General features: G+C 61.4%; 13 protein-coding genes. 9 read left to right on the top strand and 4 right to left on the bottom strand.

From position 1 onward, the window contains the following. The first annotated feature begins 11 nt into the window (after positions 1-11). From ACFORG_RS19510 to ACFORG_RS19495, 4 genes are read left to right on the top strand one after another with little or no spacing between them, the layout of a single operon-like run. Positions 12-1,868 (top strand): ABC-F family ATP-binding cassette domain-containing protein, encoded by a 1,857-nt coding sequence (locus ACFORG_RS19510; protein WP_386737290.1) that lies wholly within the window; start codon positions 12-14, stop codon positions 1,866-1,868. After that, positions 1,865-2,251, top strand: coding sequence for an ACT domain-containing protein (locus ACFORG_RS19505; RefSeq protein WP_386737224.1), 387 nt, complete (start codon positions 1,865-1,867; stop codon positions 2,249-2,251). The genes ACFORG_RS19510 and ACFORG_RS19505 overlap by 4 nt, the downstream gene beginning before the upstream one ends. Continuing rightward, entirely contained in the window at positions 2,251-2,871 is a 621-nt protein-coding gene (locus ACFORG_RS19500; RefSeq protein WP_386737288.1) for a MarC family protein, read from the top strand. The genes ACFORG_RS19505 and ACFORG_RS19500 overlap by 1 nt, the downstream gene beginning before the upstream one ends. 39 nt (positions 2,872-2,910) lie before the next feature. Next, positions 2,911-3,492, top strand: a complete 582-nt coding sequence (locus ACFORG_RS19495; RefSeq protein WP_386737223.1) for a retropepsin-like aspartic protease family protein — start codon at positions 2,911-2,913, stop codon at positions 3,490-3,492. 30 nt (positions 3,493-3,522) lie between these two features. Here ACFORG_RS19495 and ACFORG_RS19490 read toward each other — a convergent pair whose 3' ends face one another. Both ACFORG_RS19490 and ACFORG_RS19485 read right to left on the bottom strand, forming a co-directional pair. Then, on the bottom strand, positions 3,523-3,981 hold the full coding sequence (locus tag ACFORG_RS19490) for a DNA polymerase III subunit chi (protein ID WP_386737222.1): 459 nt from the start codon (positions 3,979-3,981) through the stop codon (positions 3,523-3,525). An 8-nt stretch (positions 3,982-3,989) separates the two neighbouring features. Beyond that, positions 3,990-5,471: a leucyl aminopeptidase gene (locus ACFORG_RS19485; protein ID WP_386737221.1), complete on the bottom strand. Its 1,482-nt coding sequence runs from the start codon at positions 5,469-5,471 to the stop codon at positions 3,990-3,992. Positions 5,472-5,735: 264 nt separating this feature from the next. On the opposite strand from ACFORG_RS19485, the gene lptG reads away from it, so the two are divergent. The 5 genes from lptG (at position 5,736) to rsmA (ending at position 12,123) form a co-directional block, all read left to right on the top strand. Next, the gene (lptG, locus tag ACFORG_RS19480) at positions 5,736-6,836 is read left to right on the top strand and encodes an LPS export ABC transporter permease LptG (RefSeq protein ID WP_386737220.1); all 1,101 of its coding nucleotides are present in this window, start codon (positions 5,736-5,738) and stop codon (positions 6,834-6,836) included. Position 6,837: 1 nt separating this feature from the next. After that, positions 6,838-8,991 carry an LPS-assembly protein LptD gene (locus ACFORG_RS19475; RefSeq protein WP_386737219.1) on the top strand — a complete coding sequence of 718 codons (2,154 nt, stop codon included), beginning with the start codon at positions 6,838-6,840 and terminating at the stop codon, positions 8,989-8,991. Then, positions 8,976-10,223, top strand: coding sequence for a peptidylprolyl isomerase (locus ACFORG_RS19470; protein ID WP_386737218.1), 1,248 nt, complete (start codon positions 8,976-8,978; stop codon positions 10,221-10,223). The genes ACFORG_RS19475 and ACFORG_RS19470 overlap by 16 nt, the downstream gene beginning before the upstream one ends. Beyond that, complete coding sequence (pdxA, locus tag ACFORG_RS19465) at positions 10,216-11,202, top strand: 4-hydroxythreonine-4-phosphate dehydrogenase PdxA (RefSeq protein ID WP_386737217.1); 987 nt, start codon at positions 10,216-10,218, stop codon at positions 11,200-11,202. The genes ACFORG_RS19470 and pdxA overlap by 8 nt, the downstream gene beginning before the upstream one ends. A gap of 81 nt (positions 11,203-11,283) precedes the next feature. Then, positions 11,284-12,123, top strand: coding sequence for a 16S rRNA (adenine(1518)-N(6)/adenine(1519)-N(6))-dimethyltransferase RsmA (gene rsmA / locus ACFORG_RS19460; RefSeq protein WP_386737216.1), 840 nt, complete (start codon positions 11,284-11,286; stop codon positions 12,121-12,123). On the opposite strand, the gene ACFORG_RS19455 is transcribed toward rsmA, so the two are convergent. Together ACFORG_RS19455 and ACFORG_RS19450 are read right to left on the bottom strand one after the other, a co-directional pair. After that, entirely contained in the window at positions 12,120-13,697 is a 1,578-nt protein-coding gene (locus ACFORG_RS19455) for a trimethylamine methyltransferase family protein (RefSeq protein ID WP_386737215.1), read from the bottom strand. The two genes, rsmA and ACFORG_RS19455, sit on opposite strands and share 4 nt — an antisense overlap. Before the next feature lie 163 nt (positions 13,698-13,860). Further along, positions 13,861-14,502: a DUF4167 domain-containing protein gene (locus ACFORG_RS19450; RefSeq protein ID WP_386737213.1), complete on the bottom strand. Its 642-nt coding sequence runs from the start codon at positions 14,500-14,502 to the stop codon at positions 13,861-13,863. Between the last annotated feature and the right edge of the window lie 37 nt (positions 14,503-14,539).

The following is a 14,539-nucleotide window of genomic DNA, read 5'->3' as shown; positions in this document are numbered from 1 at the left end:
TCAGCCACGCCATGTTGCGCATTCAGGACATAACTTACGCCGTCGAAGGTCGCCCCCTGTTTGAGGGCGCGTCAGCCACGATTCCGACCGGGCACAAGGTTGGGCTGGTCGGCCGAAACGGCACCGGAAAAACCACGCTCTTTCGCCTGATCCGTGGTGAACTTGCGCTCGAGTCGGGAGCGATCGCCCTGCCCTCGCGCGCCCGTATCGGAGGCGTCGCGCAGGAGGCGCCCGCCTCGGATGTCTCGCTGCTCGACACCGTGCTCGCGGCGGACACCGAACGCGCCGCGCTGATGCAAGAGGCCGAGACCGCGTTGGATTCCGTTCGCATCGCCGAAGTGCAGACGCGGCTTGCGGATATCGACGCTTGGTCGGCACCTGCCCGTGCGGCCTCGATCCTCAAAGGCCTCGGGTTCGATGACGACGAACAACTCAGGCCCTGCTCCGATTTCTCGGGCGGCTGGCGCATGCGCGTGGCGTTGGCAGCGGTGCTCTTTGCGCAACCCGACTTGCTGCTGTTGGACGAACCGACCAACTACCTCGATCTCGAAGGAGCGTTGTGGCTGGAAACCTATTTGGCGAAGTATCCCCATACCGTCATAATCATCAGTCACGATCGCGGGCTCTTGAACCGGGCTGTCGGATCGATCCTGCACCTGGAGGATCGCAAGCTTGCGCTCTACCAGGGTCCTTATGACCAGTTCGCACGCCAAAGGGCCGAGAAACTCGCTCAGGCCGAAGCCATGGCCAAGAAGCAGGAAGCGAGGCGCGCGCATCTGCAATCCTATGTGGACCGGTTCCGTTACAAGGCCGACAAGGCCAAGCAGGCACAGTCGCGCCTCAAGGCGCTGGCAAGGATGCAGCCCATCTCCTCACCACAGGAGGCCGCGCTGCGCGCCTTTTCCTTCCCCTCACCCGAGGAAATGTCACCCCCGATCATCGCGCTCGAGGGCGGCGTGACCGGCTATGGCGAAACCGAGGTTCTCAGACGGTTGAACTTGCGCATCGATCAGGACGACCGCATCGCGCTTCTTGGAAAGAACGGCCAGGGAAAATCGACCCTTTCCAAGCTTTTGAGCGACCGCCTGCCGCTCATGGCGGGCAAGGTGACGCGGTCAAGCAAGCTGCGTATCGGCTATTTCGCACAGCACCAGGTCGATGAATTGCATGTCGACGAAACCCCGCTCGACCACCTGCGTCGGTTGCGTCCGGAGGAGGCCCCGGCGAAACTCCGTGCCCGCCTTGCAGGATTCGGATTGCTTGCCGATCAGGCCGATACGGTGGTCGGCCGCCTTTCGGGCGGACAGAAGGCACGGCTGTCGTTGCTGATTGCCACGATCGATGCGCCGCATATGCTGATCCTCGACGAACCGACCAACCATCTGGACATAGAAAGCCGCGAAGCTTTGGTCGAGGCGTTGACCGACTATTCGGGCGCCGTGATCCTCGTCAGCCACGACATGCACCTGTTGAGCCTCGTGGCCGACCGGCTCTGGCTTGTATCCGACGGAACGGTAAAGTCTTTTGACGGCGACCTTGATGCTTATCGTGGGTTCCTGCTGGCACGCGACAAACCTCAGGCGCCCAAAGTACCTGCGACGCCCAAACCCAAGCGCCCGGCGCGCGAAGCATTGCTGGCGCTCCGTGCAGACCTTCGCAAAGCCGAGGAACGCGTCGAAAAGCTGACGGATATGCATGACAAACTGTCGGCCAAGCTCGCCGACCCGTCCCTATACGAAGACGACAAACGCGGTGATCTTGAGCTATGGAACCGCAAATACGCCGAACTGACAGAGGCGATGGAGCGCGCCGAAGGACTGTGGCTCGAGGCGCAGGAAAAGCTCGATGCGGCAGAGGGGGCGGCATGAGCGTCGTGCGCGAAACCGCGGCAATGATCTCGGGCATGAACCCGGATCTGCGCGCGGGCGAATTCGCGTTTGCCCTTTGGGAAACCGGCAGACCTTGGCCCGATGGCACTTTTGCCAGCGTTGCCGAAGAGGAAGGCATGTCACTGATCGTGCCGCTGTCACACGCGCCCGACAAAGCGCTTCCGATGCGGTGCATCACATTGCGGGTGAACTCCGCCCTCGACGGGGTCGGCTTGACTGCTGCCGTATCGGGTGCCTTGGCGCGGGCGGATATCCCTGCGAACATGGTCGCCGGACTACATCATGACCATGTTTTTGTCCCGACAGAAGCGGCAGACAAGGCTTTGGACATATTGCGAAACTTGCAGGAAAGTGGCGCATGATTGTTGACACAGCCTTCCTGATCACCGCGTTCACGACCCTTTTCGTCGTCATCGACCCATTTGGTACGACACCGGTTTTCGTCGCCCTGACCCACGAAATGCCAGCGGCAACCCGTCGACGTATTGCGGTCCGCGCCTGCGTGACCTCGATCGCCGTGCTTTTGGTCTTTGCCGCCTTTGGCGAGGCGGTGCTTGGCTTCATAGGTATCTCCATGCCCGCCTTTCGCGTCGCAGGCGGCGCTCTCCTGTTCCTCACGGCGCTGGACATGCTGTTCGAGCGGCGGACCAAGCGGCGCGAGGACCGCGCCGAGGAGGCCGATGCGCCCGACCCGTCCGTCTTTCCGATTGCCATTCCTCTCATCGCAGGGCCAGGTTCCATCGCGTCGATGATCCTGCTTGCAGGCGCAAAACCGGGCCTCGAAGGCATCGCCTACGCCTCGGCGGCCATGCTCGCCGTCATGGCCATCGTTTTGTTCCTGTTTCTTACGGGCGGCGTTTTGGCGCGCATTCTGGGCAAGACAGGCCTCAACGTCGTCACCCGGCTTTTGGGCATGCTGCTGGCCGCGCTTTCCGTTCAGTTCATTCTCGAAGGGTTGCGGGCCTTCGGTTTCGCGGCCTGACGCCTATATCTTGCAGGAATACTGCTGCAAGGAGTCATCATGGACGGTACCGACGTCGCAAGCGTTCTCTACTTGGCCCTTCTGGGTGCGGCTTTGCTTTTCTGGTACTTCACCCATCACCGCGCAAACCTTGGCAAAACCGTCCAGCAGGCTGCGGCCTGGGTATTCATCTTTATCGGCGTGATAGCTGTCGTCGGTCTGTGGGAAGATATACGCGGCACCGTTTCGCCGAGTTCAAGCATGGTCGTTACCGAGGAGTCCATCCGCGTGCCACGCGGACCCGACGGGCATTACTACCTGAGGCTGCTGGTCAACGATACACCGGTAGAGTTTCTGGTCGATACCGGCGCCAGCCAGGTCGTATTGACGAATGGAGATGCCCGCCGCATCGGGGTAGACCTTGATAACCTCAACTTCTTTGGTCGGGCAATGACGGCAAATGGTGAAGTGCGCATTGCTCCGGTCGAACTCGATACCATCACGCTGGGCGAATTCGAAGACCGCGGTGTGACGGCCTGGGTCAATGAAGGACAGATGGACCGCTCCCTCTTGGGCATGACCTATCTCAACCGCTGGGCCTCCGTCTCGATCGCAGACGGCGCGCTTGTCCTGACCCGATAATTGGATCGACACCGCCTAATCGTAACGGCGTCATGCCTCGGCCTTCATCTCCCACCGACCCGACTCTTCGGACCAGTACTTCGCCGAACACCCCGCCTTGGTAAGCTCCCGCCACTGGCGGCGCGCATGCTGAACGGCAGCGTCGTCGCCTCCGTCAAAGAGAATGCAGGTCCGCTCAAGTGCCTGCACCTCGTCCGCCGCGATCTCGGCGCCGTCAATCGACATGACGCAATGCGGACTGTTTCCGGCGGTGCGCTCATTTCCCAACAAGACCGGTTGCAGCGCATCATACGGGCCGCCGGCCAACCCGTGCGGAAGGAAACCGTCCTCGGCACCCAGCCACAGCTTCTCATCAAGCCAAGCCAGCCGGTCCGGTTCCCGCCCTCGCACGGCGACGCGCCAACCTGCCTGCAGAGACTTGCCCAACAAAACGGACAAGGTCTCGTCCAGCGGACGGCGCGTCAGGTGATAGAAATAGACTGCGCCCATGCGCCAGCTCAGCCTTTCGCTTCGTAGCTATCCTCGACAAGGCGGCTGAGCGCGCGCACTCCCCATCCGGTCGCTCCCTTCGGCGCGTAATCCGTGTCGGATTTTACCGAAGCGACACCTGCGATGTCGAGATGGATCCAAGGGGTGCCATCCTTGATGAAGCGTTGGAGAAATTGCGCCGCCGTGATCGAGCCGGCCGGCCGGCCGCCGACATTCTTCATGTCTGCGATGCGCGATTTCAGCTGGTCGTCATAGGCTTTGCCCAAGGGCAAACGCCACGCGCCTTCCGCTTCGGCCTCGGCAGCCTTCAGGAACGCACCGCAGAACGCATCGTCATTGGAGAAGACCCCTGCATTCTCATGGCCGAGACCGATGATGATCGCGCCGGTCAGCGTCGCCAGATCGATCACGCCCGCTGGCGAGAACCTTTCCTGCGCGTACCACAACACGTCGGCCAGAACGAGGCGACCTTCGGCATCGGTGTTGATGATCTCGACCGTGTCACCCTTCATCGACTTGACGACATCGCCCGGACGTGTGGCGTTGCCGGATGGCATATTCTCGACCAGACCGACAAGCCCAACAACATTCGCCTTGGCCTTACGCAAGGCAAGCGCTCGCATCGTGCCTGCGACGACGCCTGCGCCGCCCATGTCCATCGTCATGTCTTCCATGCCGCCAGCAGGCTTGAGCGATATGCCCCCCGTGTCGAAGACAACACCTTTGCCGACCAAGGCCAACGGTGGCTCACCCTTCTCGCCGCCGTTCCACTGCATGACCACGACCTTCGACGGGCTGTCGGAGCCTTGCCCGACGCTCAACAGCGTGCGCATGCCAAGTTCCTCAAGCTGTGGCTCGTCCAGCACCTCGACGTTCAGGCCAATGCTCTCCATCTCTTTCAGGCGGTTGGCAAACTCCGTAGTGGTCAGAACATTGGCGGGTTCGTTGACCAGATCGCGTGTCATATGGACGCCCTCGGCCAAGGCTGCAAGCGGGGCATAGCTCGCCTCGGCCTCTTCTGGCTTCGAACAGGCAACGGTTATCGAACCCACCTCTTCGGCATCCTCGGCCGGAGTCTTGTGCGCGTCAAAATCGTAAGCGCGCAGCGCGATCCCTTGTACCAGTTCGGCCAGCCGAACCTGTCCGCCTGCTGCAAGCAGCAGTGCCGAACGCCCGCGCAACTTTCCCAAAGCAGCGCCCGCCTTGCGCGCTTCGACCGGCTGCGGACGCCTGGGCAGAACCAATACATCGACCGCTTCGGCCGCCATACCGGCGGGCCAGGCCAAGGTGATTACCTGCCCCGGCTTGGCCTTGGCAAAACGTGCGCTTTCGACCAGCCGCCCAAGTGCCCCGCGCGTAAGCTTGTTCACGCGTCGCGCCGCAGGATCCAGCTTACCTTCGGGCGGGACAATCACCGCAATGCGCCCTGCGGCCTCGGCAATCGTATCGAGGTCGGTTTCGGCAAAGCGGATCGAGGTCTGGCTGCTCATGTCGTGCGCTCCTTTGGCAAATGCGATGCTGTGTTCATGTCGGCCATATGGGTAGCGCGGCCCCGTGCCCTTGACCAGATAGCAGTTTTCGGCGGCATCGATTTCGTCTAGTGTCTCCCGAAAACGACTGGCAGGTTCCGGGGGGATCGCAGTGTCACGAAATGGCAGGCAAGGGCTGTCGCCCTATTTCATAGGCCCGGCAACGGGTTGCCTGCATGTGCCCCGCCCGATTCCCCTGCTGGCATCCCGCAAGGAGCGGTGTGCATGATCCTTGACCGTTACTTTGCACGTCTCTTTCTGCAAAGCTTCCTCGTCATTGGCGCGATCTTTCTGTCGCTCATCCTCCTCGTCGATCTGATCGAGCAGGTACGACGGTTCGAAGGTGTGGGGCTAAGCTTTGGTCAAGTGTTTCGGCTGACACTTCTGAATGCGCCCGCGACCATGAGCGAGATCCTGCCCCTGCTGATGATCCTGGCCACGATCGTACTGTTCGTGAGCCTTGCGCGCAGCTCCGAACTGGTTGCAACCCGCGCCATCGGTCGGTCAGGCATTCGCGCGCTGGTTGCCCCGGTCCTGGTCGCGCTGATCATTGGCGTGCTGGCAGTTGCGATGCTGAACCCCATCGTTGCTGCAACGAGCGAGCGGTACCAACGACTGTCGGATACTTATCGCAATGGCGGCGCGTCGGCGCTGTCGTTTTCGGGCGAAGGTTTGTGGCTAAGACAAGGATCGCCGACGGGCGGGCAATCTGTCATTCACGCCACCGGCTTCGGCGGCGAGGGCATTACCCTCTACAACGTCACGATCCTTACCTTTGCCAAGGATGGCGGGCCAGTCCGGCAAATCTTCTCTGACAGCGCTGAACTGGCCACGGACACCTGGGTCTTGCGAAATGCAAAGGTCTGGCCACTGGTTGCGGGCATCAACCCCGAAGCAAATGCCGTTCTGCATGAGACGCTGGATATCCCGACCACTCTTACCCAGGACCGCATTCGCGACACGCTGAGCAACCAGGATACGATCTCGATCTACGATTTGCCCGAGGTGATCGCAGCACTGCGCGAGGCCGGGTTCAACACCAAACAGCACGAAGTCTGGCTGCAGGTCCAGCTGGCGCGCCCGATGTTTCTGGTCTCGATGGTTCTGGTTGGCGCCGCGTTCACCATGAGGCATGTCAGGTTCGGGGGAACCGGCGTTGCGGTGCTTACTGCAGTTCTATTGGGTTTTGCCCTTTATTTCGTTCGAAATTTCGCGCAAATCCTTGGAGAGAATGGGCAGATTCCGATCATACTCGCCGCTTGGGCTCCACCGGTGGCTGCTTTGATGCTTACCTTCGGTCTTCTCTTGTACTCGGAGGACGGCTGACATGCGTCGCTGCCTCGCCTTGTTGGTCCTTGGCGCCGCGATGGCCCTGCCCGGCCTGTCGGTCGCGCAGACCAGCGGGGCACAGCCAGCGGAAACAGAGGCACAGCGCCCCGCGATGCTTGTCGCCGACAGCGTGTTCATCACACCAGAGCGCCAGCTTATCGCCGAAGGCAATGTCGAAGCTTATCAGGGTGACGTTCGCCTGCAGGCAAGGAGGATTACCTACGACCGCGCGACAGGACAATTGTCAGTGGTCGGGCCGATCCGCATTGACCAAGGCGGCGCGGTTACCATCCTGGCTGATGCCGCGGAACTCGACAATGAACTGCGGAACGGGCTTCTGACAAGTGCTCGAATGGTTTTCGACCAGCAGCTTCAACTTGCCGCCCTGCAGATGACCCGCGTGGGTGGACGCTACACCCAGCTATACAAGACGGCTGTCACGTCCTGCCATGTCTGCGAGGATGGTCGACCTCCGCTCTGGCAGATACGGGCACAAAAGGTCACGCATGACGAGTTGGAACGGCAACTCTATTTCGAGAACGCGCAGTTTCGTGTGCTCGATGTACCCATTTTCTATCTGCCGGTCATGCGCCTGCCAGATCCCACGCTCGATCGCGCTACGGGTTTCTTGATTCCGTCGGTGCGAACGACATCTCAGCTTTCGACGGGCGTGAAACTACCGTACTTCTTCCGTCTCGGAGATCATCGCGATCTGACGTTGACACCGTACGTGTCGTCGAAGACGCGCACGCTTTTCTACCGATACCGGCAGGCCTTTCGCCGCGGACGGATTGAAATCGAGGGCGCACACACCCGCGACGATCTGCAACCCGACGATGACCGCGGATATTTCTTTGCCAACGGTCGATTTGCCCTGCGCAACGACTTCAAGCTCGATTTCCAGGTTCAGACGACCTCGGACAATGCCTATCTCGTCGATTACGGCCTGCCCGACTACGACCGCCTGCGCAGCCAGATCTCGCTGGAACGGATCAAGCGGGACACGTTCTTCTACACCAGCTTCATTCACTTCGAGACGCTGCGCGACAGCGAAATCGAAAGCCAGATCCCCTCGGACATCATTGACCTCGCCTACCAGCGTCGGTTCTTTCCAGCGGGACTGGGAGGAGAAGTGCGCCTGACCGCACTTGCCCACGGACACAAGCGAACGACCTCAGCGGACATGCTGGGCCGCGACGTCGGCCGCTTTACCGCAGATGCGGAATGGCTGAGAAGCTGGACATATTCGGGCATACGCGCTGACTGGCGGATGGGTGCGTCCGTCGAACAGTTCCATGTTTGGGATGACAGCAGTTATCCACCCGACACGACCCGAACAACACCCCGCGCGGCACTGACCCTGCGGTATCCAATGGCACGGACGGAAATCGCCGGCGCCCGGCAGATGCTGGAACCCATAGCGCAGATCGGTTGGAGCCACGTCTCAGATACGAATGTGCCAAATGACGAAAGCGGATTTGTCGAGTTCGACCAGGGCAACTTGCTGGCCTTGTCTCGCTTTCCCGCCCCCGACCGGCGCGAGGATGGAACCACCGCGGTCCTCGGTGTCAACTGGGCGCGGTTCGATCCATCGGGCTGGGAGGCTTACGCAACGCTTGGCCAAGTGTACCGCCGTGATGCCGATCCGGGGTTCTCCAAGACGTCTGGACTGGGCGGCACAACATCCGACCTGCTCGTTGCAGGACAGATCAGGATGGAAGACAGCCTGTCGCTCATCGCGCGGGGGCTTCTCAACGACCAGTTCAATTTCTCCAAGGCGGAATTGCGTGCTACCTGGTCGAACGAGCGGACCGATATCTCTGGCAGCTATCTCTGGCTTGGGCGGGATCCGGCCGAAAACCGCGCACTTGCCGTGTCCGAAGTCTGGTTCGATGGCAGCTACGACGTCACCCCGAACTGGACCGCATTGGCCAATATTCGTTACGATATCGAAGACAGCCGCGCCATCAACGCGGGTGTGGGCGCGATCTACCGGAACGAATGCGTAACATTCAATGTATCCATAAACCGGCGGTATACGTCCTCGACAAGTGTTGAGCCTTCGACCGATTTCGGCTTTACCATCGCGCTGAACGGCTTCGCCGTGGAAAGCGGCAACAAAGAATACAGGCGATCATGCAAAACTTCCTGAACCCGCTGACCCGAACCGCCGCCCGTTGGATGCGCAGAACGCTTCCGCTGGCCTTGGCGGTGACGCTGTCCACCGCGCCGCTTTCGGCGCAGAGCCTCTTTTCGCCTGCGATCCGCGTCAACTCCGACATCGTGACACGCTACGAAATCGCTCAACGGCAGTTGTTCTTCGAAACGCTCCGTATTCCCGGTTCTTCCGAACAAGACGTCCGCAATTCACTGATCGACGACAAGTTGCGCCTTCAAGCGTTGCGCGAGGCTGGCATCGACTATCCGCCCGAGGGTGTGCAGCAAGGCATCGACGAGTTCGCCTCGCGCGGGCGCCTTACAACCGAAGAATTCCTGCAAGCACTTGCCGAGGTTGGTGTCGATGCCGAGACGCTGCGTGATTTCGTGGCGATGCAGATTGCTTGGCGCGATTATATCAGCACGCGCTACCTAGCCCAAGCCAGACCCAACCCGGACGAGATTGACCGGGCGATGGGTCTTGGCGGCGGCGGCGGCCTCCAGGTTCTGCTGTCCGAGTTGATTGTTCCGGTGACGCCGCAGACTCTTGACCAGGTGGACTCGATCACACGCGAACTGTCTCAACTGAACAGCTTTGGCGCGTTCGAGGCAGCGGCGGCGCAGTATTCCGCCGCGGAAACCGCCAGCCAGGGCGGTCGGCTACCTTGGATCCCGCTCGCCGACTTGCCGCCCGCGCTTCAACCCGAGATCCTGTCGCTGAAACCCGGCGAAGTGTCGGACCCGATCACCCTGCCGAACGCGATCGCCCTGTTCCAGATGCGCGACGTGCGCGAGGCAGCGACTGGAACGCCTACGTATTCCAAGATCGATTACGCGGCCTATTACATCGCCGGAGGCCGCAGCGCCGAAGGTTTGAGTGCGGCGGCAGAACTGCGCAATCGCGTTGACGTGTGCGACGATCTCTACGGTGTCGCAAAAGACCAGCCGGAACAGGTGCTTGACCGTGTCAGCGCGGCTCCGGGCGAAATACCAAACGACATAGCGCTGGAACTCGCAAAGCTCGACAACAACGAAGTCTCGACCGCGCTGACGCGCAACAACGGCCAGACGCTCGTCTTTCTCATGCTTTGCAACCGCACACGCGATCTGGGCGGGGATGCCTCGCGCGAAGAAGTTGCAAATGCCCTGACGCAGCAGCGGTTGCAGGCCTTTGCCGATAGCCTAATAGCGCAATTGCGAGCCGACGCGGTCATCGTTGATGAATGAAGCAACCAGCCCCTCGGGGCGACCGATCGCACTCAGTTGCGGAGAACCAGCAGGCATCGGGCCGGAAATAGCCGCGCGCGCATGGGACCAGCTACGCGAATCTTGTCCGTTCGTCTGGATTGGTGACCCCGATCACCTGCCCGCCGGGACGCCGGTCCAACTGCTTGAAACACCTGCCGGCGCCCAACGGGTTGCGGGCCATGCCCTGCCCGTGCTTCCGCTCGAATTTGGCGGCGATGCTGTCCCCGGAAAACCGGACCCTCGCAACGCGACCGGCGTGATCCGGGCCATCGAATACGGCGTCGAGCTTGTGCGCGGCGGTCAATGCGCGGCCTTGTGTACGGCACCCATCCACAAGAAAGCACTGATTGACGGGGCGGGCTTTGCCCATCCCGGCCACACGGAGTTTCTGGCAGCAATTGCAGGGCGCCGTCGCGTCGTGATGATGCTCGCCAGTCCACAGTTGCGCGTCGTGCCCACCACGATACACATTGCTCTTGCGGATGTGCCCCGCACCCTCACCCCCGCGCTCTTGCGTGAGACGATCGAGATCACGGACACGGCGCTGCGCGATCAGTTCGGCATCGCCGAACCACGCCTCGCCGTGACTGGCCTGAACCCCCATGCAGGTGAAGGCGGTGCTATGGGCCATGAGGAGATGAACTGGATCGCCCCGCTGATCGCCGAGATGGAAAAACAGGGCTATGCGCTGACAGGTCCACATCCGGCTGACACCCTGTTTCACAAGGCCGCCCGCGTGAATTATGACGCCGCAATCGCGATGTACCATGACCAGGCGCTTATCCCTATAAAGACGCTCGATTTCGACCGCGGTGTGAACGTCACCCTTGGTCTTCCGTTCATTCGCACCTCGCCGGATCATGGCACGGCTTTCGACATCGCCGGACAAGGCAAGGCCAATCCGACGAGCCTTGTCGAGGCATTGAAGCTCGCACAACGCATGGCGGCCGTTGCGTGATACGCCGTTTCGCGTAAAGAACGATGCCACCGCGATGAAAATCTCTGGCCTTGCCCCGTCCCGGCGCGCTACATCGCCGGAATGAGTGCTATCGACACCCTGCCCCCCTTGCGCGCGGTCATCGCGTCGCATCAACTGTCTGCCCGCAAATCGCTGGGCCAGAACTTCCTGCTCGACCTGAACCTTACCGCCAAGATTGCTCGGCAGGCCGGAGACCTGACCGAATGTGATGTGCTTGAAATCGGCCCCGGTCCCGGAGGTCTGACCCGTGGACTGCTTGCCGAAGGCGCGCGCCGGGTCGTGGCGCTGGAAAAGGATACGCGCTGCATCCCCGCGCTCGAGGAGATTTCAGCGGCCTATCCCGGAAGGCTTGAGATCGTTCAGGGCGACGCGCTCGAGATCGATCCTCTCACCTATCTGAATGCACCCATCCGCATTGCCGCCAATCTTCCCTACAATGTCGGTACCGAACTATTGGTGCGCTGGCTCACCCCGCCCGACTGGCCGCCCTTCTGGCAAAGCCTGACACTGATGTTTCAGCGGGAGGTCGCCGAACGCATCGTGGCGCAGCCGGGCTCAAAGGCCTATGGACGCCTCGCAATTCTATCCCAATGGCGCACCGATGCACGCATTGTGCTGTCCCTGCCACCCGAGGCTTTCACGCCGCCGCCAAAGGTCTCCAGCGCGGTGGTGCACCTTACCGCCTTGGCCGAACCGCGCTACCCGGCGGATGCACAAGTCCTCAGCCGCGTAGTCGCCGCAGCCTTCAACCAGCGCCGCAAAATGCTGCGCGCCGCTCTCAAGGGCGTCACCCCGGATATCGAGGATCGGCTGCGCGCCGCAGGCATTCAGCCGACCGAACGTGCCGAACAGGTTTCGCTCGAAGCGTTTTGCGCATTGGCCCGAGAGCTCGCGCGCTAGATCACCTGAGTCGCGGTTCCGTGGTATACATCCTCGACGATGTGCCGATCCGCTGCCGCGACAACCGCCGCGATTTCCTGCCGCTGATCAGCGCTCAACACGCCCTGCTCGGGCGCAGCCGCTATCAACTCCAGCGCGCGCTCACGCGCCGCGTCAAACGCGGTATGCCGACCGGCTTTTTCGTAATCGTCGCGACCTTGCCGCAAGAACACGCCGGGACGATGCTGATCACGGCAACCGGCCAGCGTATGCGTACTGTCGAGGAAATGCCCACCTGCCCTGACTTGCAACATCTCTTCCCAGTTCAACGCCTCGGCGCTCACATCCGGCGGCTGCAGAAACCGGCGCACCATCGCGCCCATCTCATCGTCAAGGACTGCCTGAACCGGGCTGAATACCGTTGCGCATTCAAGCTGGCCGACCCCGCCCAGTATATCAGCACCGGCCAGCGCCACGGCCTGCGCGAGCAATGCGCGTTCGCTCTGGGACTGGTGATCGGCATCGGGCGTGTCGGATCCGGCACCATAGGTATGGGTCGGCAGGTCAAAGCCCTGCCGCATCAACTGCACCGCCATAGAGGCGGCCTGAATCGACTCGGGGCAGGATTGCAGCGCCGAGCCAGTTCGCATGTCCAAGGTGAACATCAACGGCACCGCGATGACCGGCGTCTCCGGTACCAGAACATGTGCCACAGTCAGCATCGACAGGATCTCGGCCGCGGCCATCAGCACCAGCCCACCCACCCCCAAGGGCGCCGTTCCGCCCGCAGACGGCAGCGAACACGCATGTAGCGGTAGCCCCAATGCACCGGCCCGCAAAATCACCTCGGTATCCATATGCTTGAATTCGAGCGGCGAAAAGGAACAGGTAATCACCGAGGTGATCGGGTTCGCTCGTAGCGCGTCTTCGCCCCCGGCAGCGATGGCCGCAATCTTCAAAAGGTACTCGATGTTCTCTTTGCCGTAAGGCTGCATCCAGCAGTGCTTGTTGGTGTGAGACACCATTTCCGCAAAGGAATGAACGTCCGCCGTCACTTCGGGTACGCCATGCACGAAGGGATGCGCAATGAAACCGACCTGCTCCAGGCCGCTGGCCACGGCGGCCATCTCGCGCACTGCGGTCAAGTCGAGATTGCGATAAGACGCGTCGCCCGGGTCGACGTAACCATGCGCACCCGTGCCTGTCCGCATTACGAACCCGTCATCAACGCGTGGAACCGCAAGGTCAAACGCCCGGGTCTTGCCAGCAAGGCGGAACGCGCGCGGCGCGGCGGCGATGGCCTCCTCGACAAGTTCACGCGGAAACCGGAGCCTATCGGCATCGCGTCCCTCGACCGCCCCTGCTGCAAGCAGTGCCTCGCGGGCCTTCGGGTGGATGATGACAACGCCATAATCAGCCAGAAGATCGAGGCTGCGAGCACGCAAGCCCTCGATCTCGGCATCGCTCAACAGTACGAAGCGTGAGCGGCCCAAGGAAACTGGCGAATTGACGAAAGCCCCGGGTAAAGAAACCTCGGGCGCAGGGGTAACGCGCCGGCGCGACCGGCGGCGAGTAGGAAGTTCGGTCTGATCCATAACGAACCCTCGAAAACAGACAATCCAAGGAAGTTATGGCACACACCGATTATGCTCACTGCCTGCCGACTTGAGCATGCTCAGGATAAGACCGCCAAGGCAGATCCGTCAATCACCAGCGCGATGCGGCGCAGAAAAGCCCCCGCCCCACGCCGGGTAAGGATCACTCTGCCGCTTCGGGCGCGCCTTTTGGCGAATCCTTTTCGGAACCGCCCTCTGCCGACGCTACCGGCTTTTCGACCTCTGCCTTGGCCTCGTCAGCCTTGGATGCATCGGTCTTGGGCTCATCAGCCTTGGCCTTTTCGGTCTTGGGCTTTCGAGGCCGCGGCGTGCGTTTTGCCGGTTTCTTGGGTTTGCTTTCGGGCGTCTCGACAAGGCCGCTGTCGGCCTCTTCACGACGATCGCCGAAATCGAGCACGTCGGGCTGTTCGCCTTCGCCTGCAGCCTCGGGCACAGGCTGGTTCGCCTCACGCTCTTGCCGTTCGGCGCGCTCGCGGTCACGCTCGGCCTGGCGTTCGCGGTTCTGGCGCTCCTGCTCTTCGCGTTTTGCGTCGATCTCGCGCTGTGCCTCGCTCAACAAGCGCAGGTAATGCTCTGCATGTTGTTGAAAGTTCTCAGCCGCGACACGGTCATTACCCAACTGTGCATCGCGTGCCAGCTGGTTGTACTTGTCGATGATCTGCTGAGGTGTGCCTCGCACCTTGCCTTCCGGGCCCGAACTGTCGAACACCCGGTTAACTACGTTACCGCCAGAAGGCCGATTGCGGTTGTTCTTCGACCGCGAACGGGATTTGGAAGATCTCATTTTGTTTAACTGCAGCCTTGTACTTGATGCCGAACGA

Source organism: Lutimaribacter marinistellae (assembly GCF_042648365.1).
In the GTDB taxonomy this organism is placed as follows: Bacteria; Pseudomonadota; Alphaproteobacteria; order Rhodobacterales; family Rhodobacteraceae; genus Lutimaribacter_A; species Lutimaribacter_A marinistellae.
The sequence above is the reverse complement of the archived record's forward strand: the minus strand, read 5'-3'. Positions and strand labels throughout refer to the sequence as shown.

Excerpts from the sequence above, each read along its gene's own strand:
- ACFORG_RS19490 (WP_386737222.1), bottom strand. The coding sequence starts at position 3,981 with ATGGGCGCAGTCTATTTCTATCACCTGACGCGCCGTCCGCTGGACGAG.
- ACFORG_RS19495 (WP_386737223.1), top strand. The coding sequence starts at position 2,911 with ATGGACGGTACCGACGTCGCAAGCGTTCTCTACTTGGCCCTTCTGGGT.
- lptG (WP_386737220.1), top strand. The coding sequence starts at position 5,736 with ATGATCCTTGACCGTTACTTTGCACGTCTCTTTCTGCAAAGCTTCCTC.
- ACFORG_RS19455 (WP_386737215.1), bottom strand. The coding sequence starts at position 13,697 with ATGGATCAGACCGAACTTCCTACTCGCCGCCGGTCGCGCCGGCGCGTT.
- ACFORG_RS19470 (WP_386737218.1), top strand. The coding sequence starts at position 8,976 with ATGCAAAACTTCCTGAACCCGCTGACCCGAACCGCCGCCCGTTGGATG.
- pdxA (WP_386737217.1), top strand. The coding sequence starts at position 10,216 with ATGAATGAAGCAACCAGCCCCTCGGGGCGACCGATCGCACTCAGTTGC.
- ACFORG_RS19510 (WP_386737290.1), top strand. The coding sequence starts at position 12 with ATGTTGCGCATTCAGGACATAACTTACGCCGTCGAAGGTCGCCCCCTG.
- ACFORG_RS19505 (WP_386737224.1), top strand. The coding sequence starts at position 1,865 with ATGAGCGTCGTGCGCGAAACCGCGGCAATGATCTCGGGCATGAACCCG.
- ACFORG_RS19450 (WP_386737213.1), bottom strand. The coding sequence starts at position 14,502 with ATGAGATCTTCCAAATCCCGTTCGCGGTCGAAGAACAACCGCAATCGG.
- ACFORG_RS19475 (WP_386737219.1), top strand. The coding sequence starts at position 6,838 with ATGCGTCGCTGCCTCGCCTTGTTGGTCCTTGGCGCCGCGATGGCCCTG.
- rsmA (WP_386737216.1), top strand. The coding sequence starts at position 11,284 with ATGAGTGCTATCGACACCCTGCCCCCCTTGCGCGCGGTCATCGCGTCG.
- ACFORG_RS19485 (WP_386737221.1), bottom strand. The coding sequence starts at position 5,471 with ATGAGCAGCCAGACCTCGATCCGCTTTGCCGAAACCGACCTCGATACG.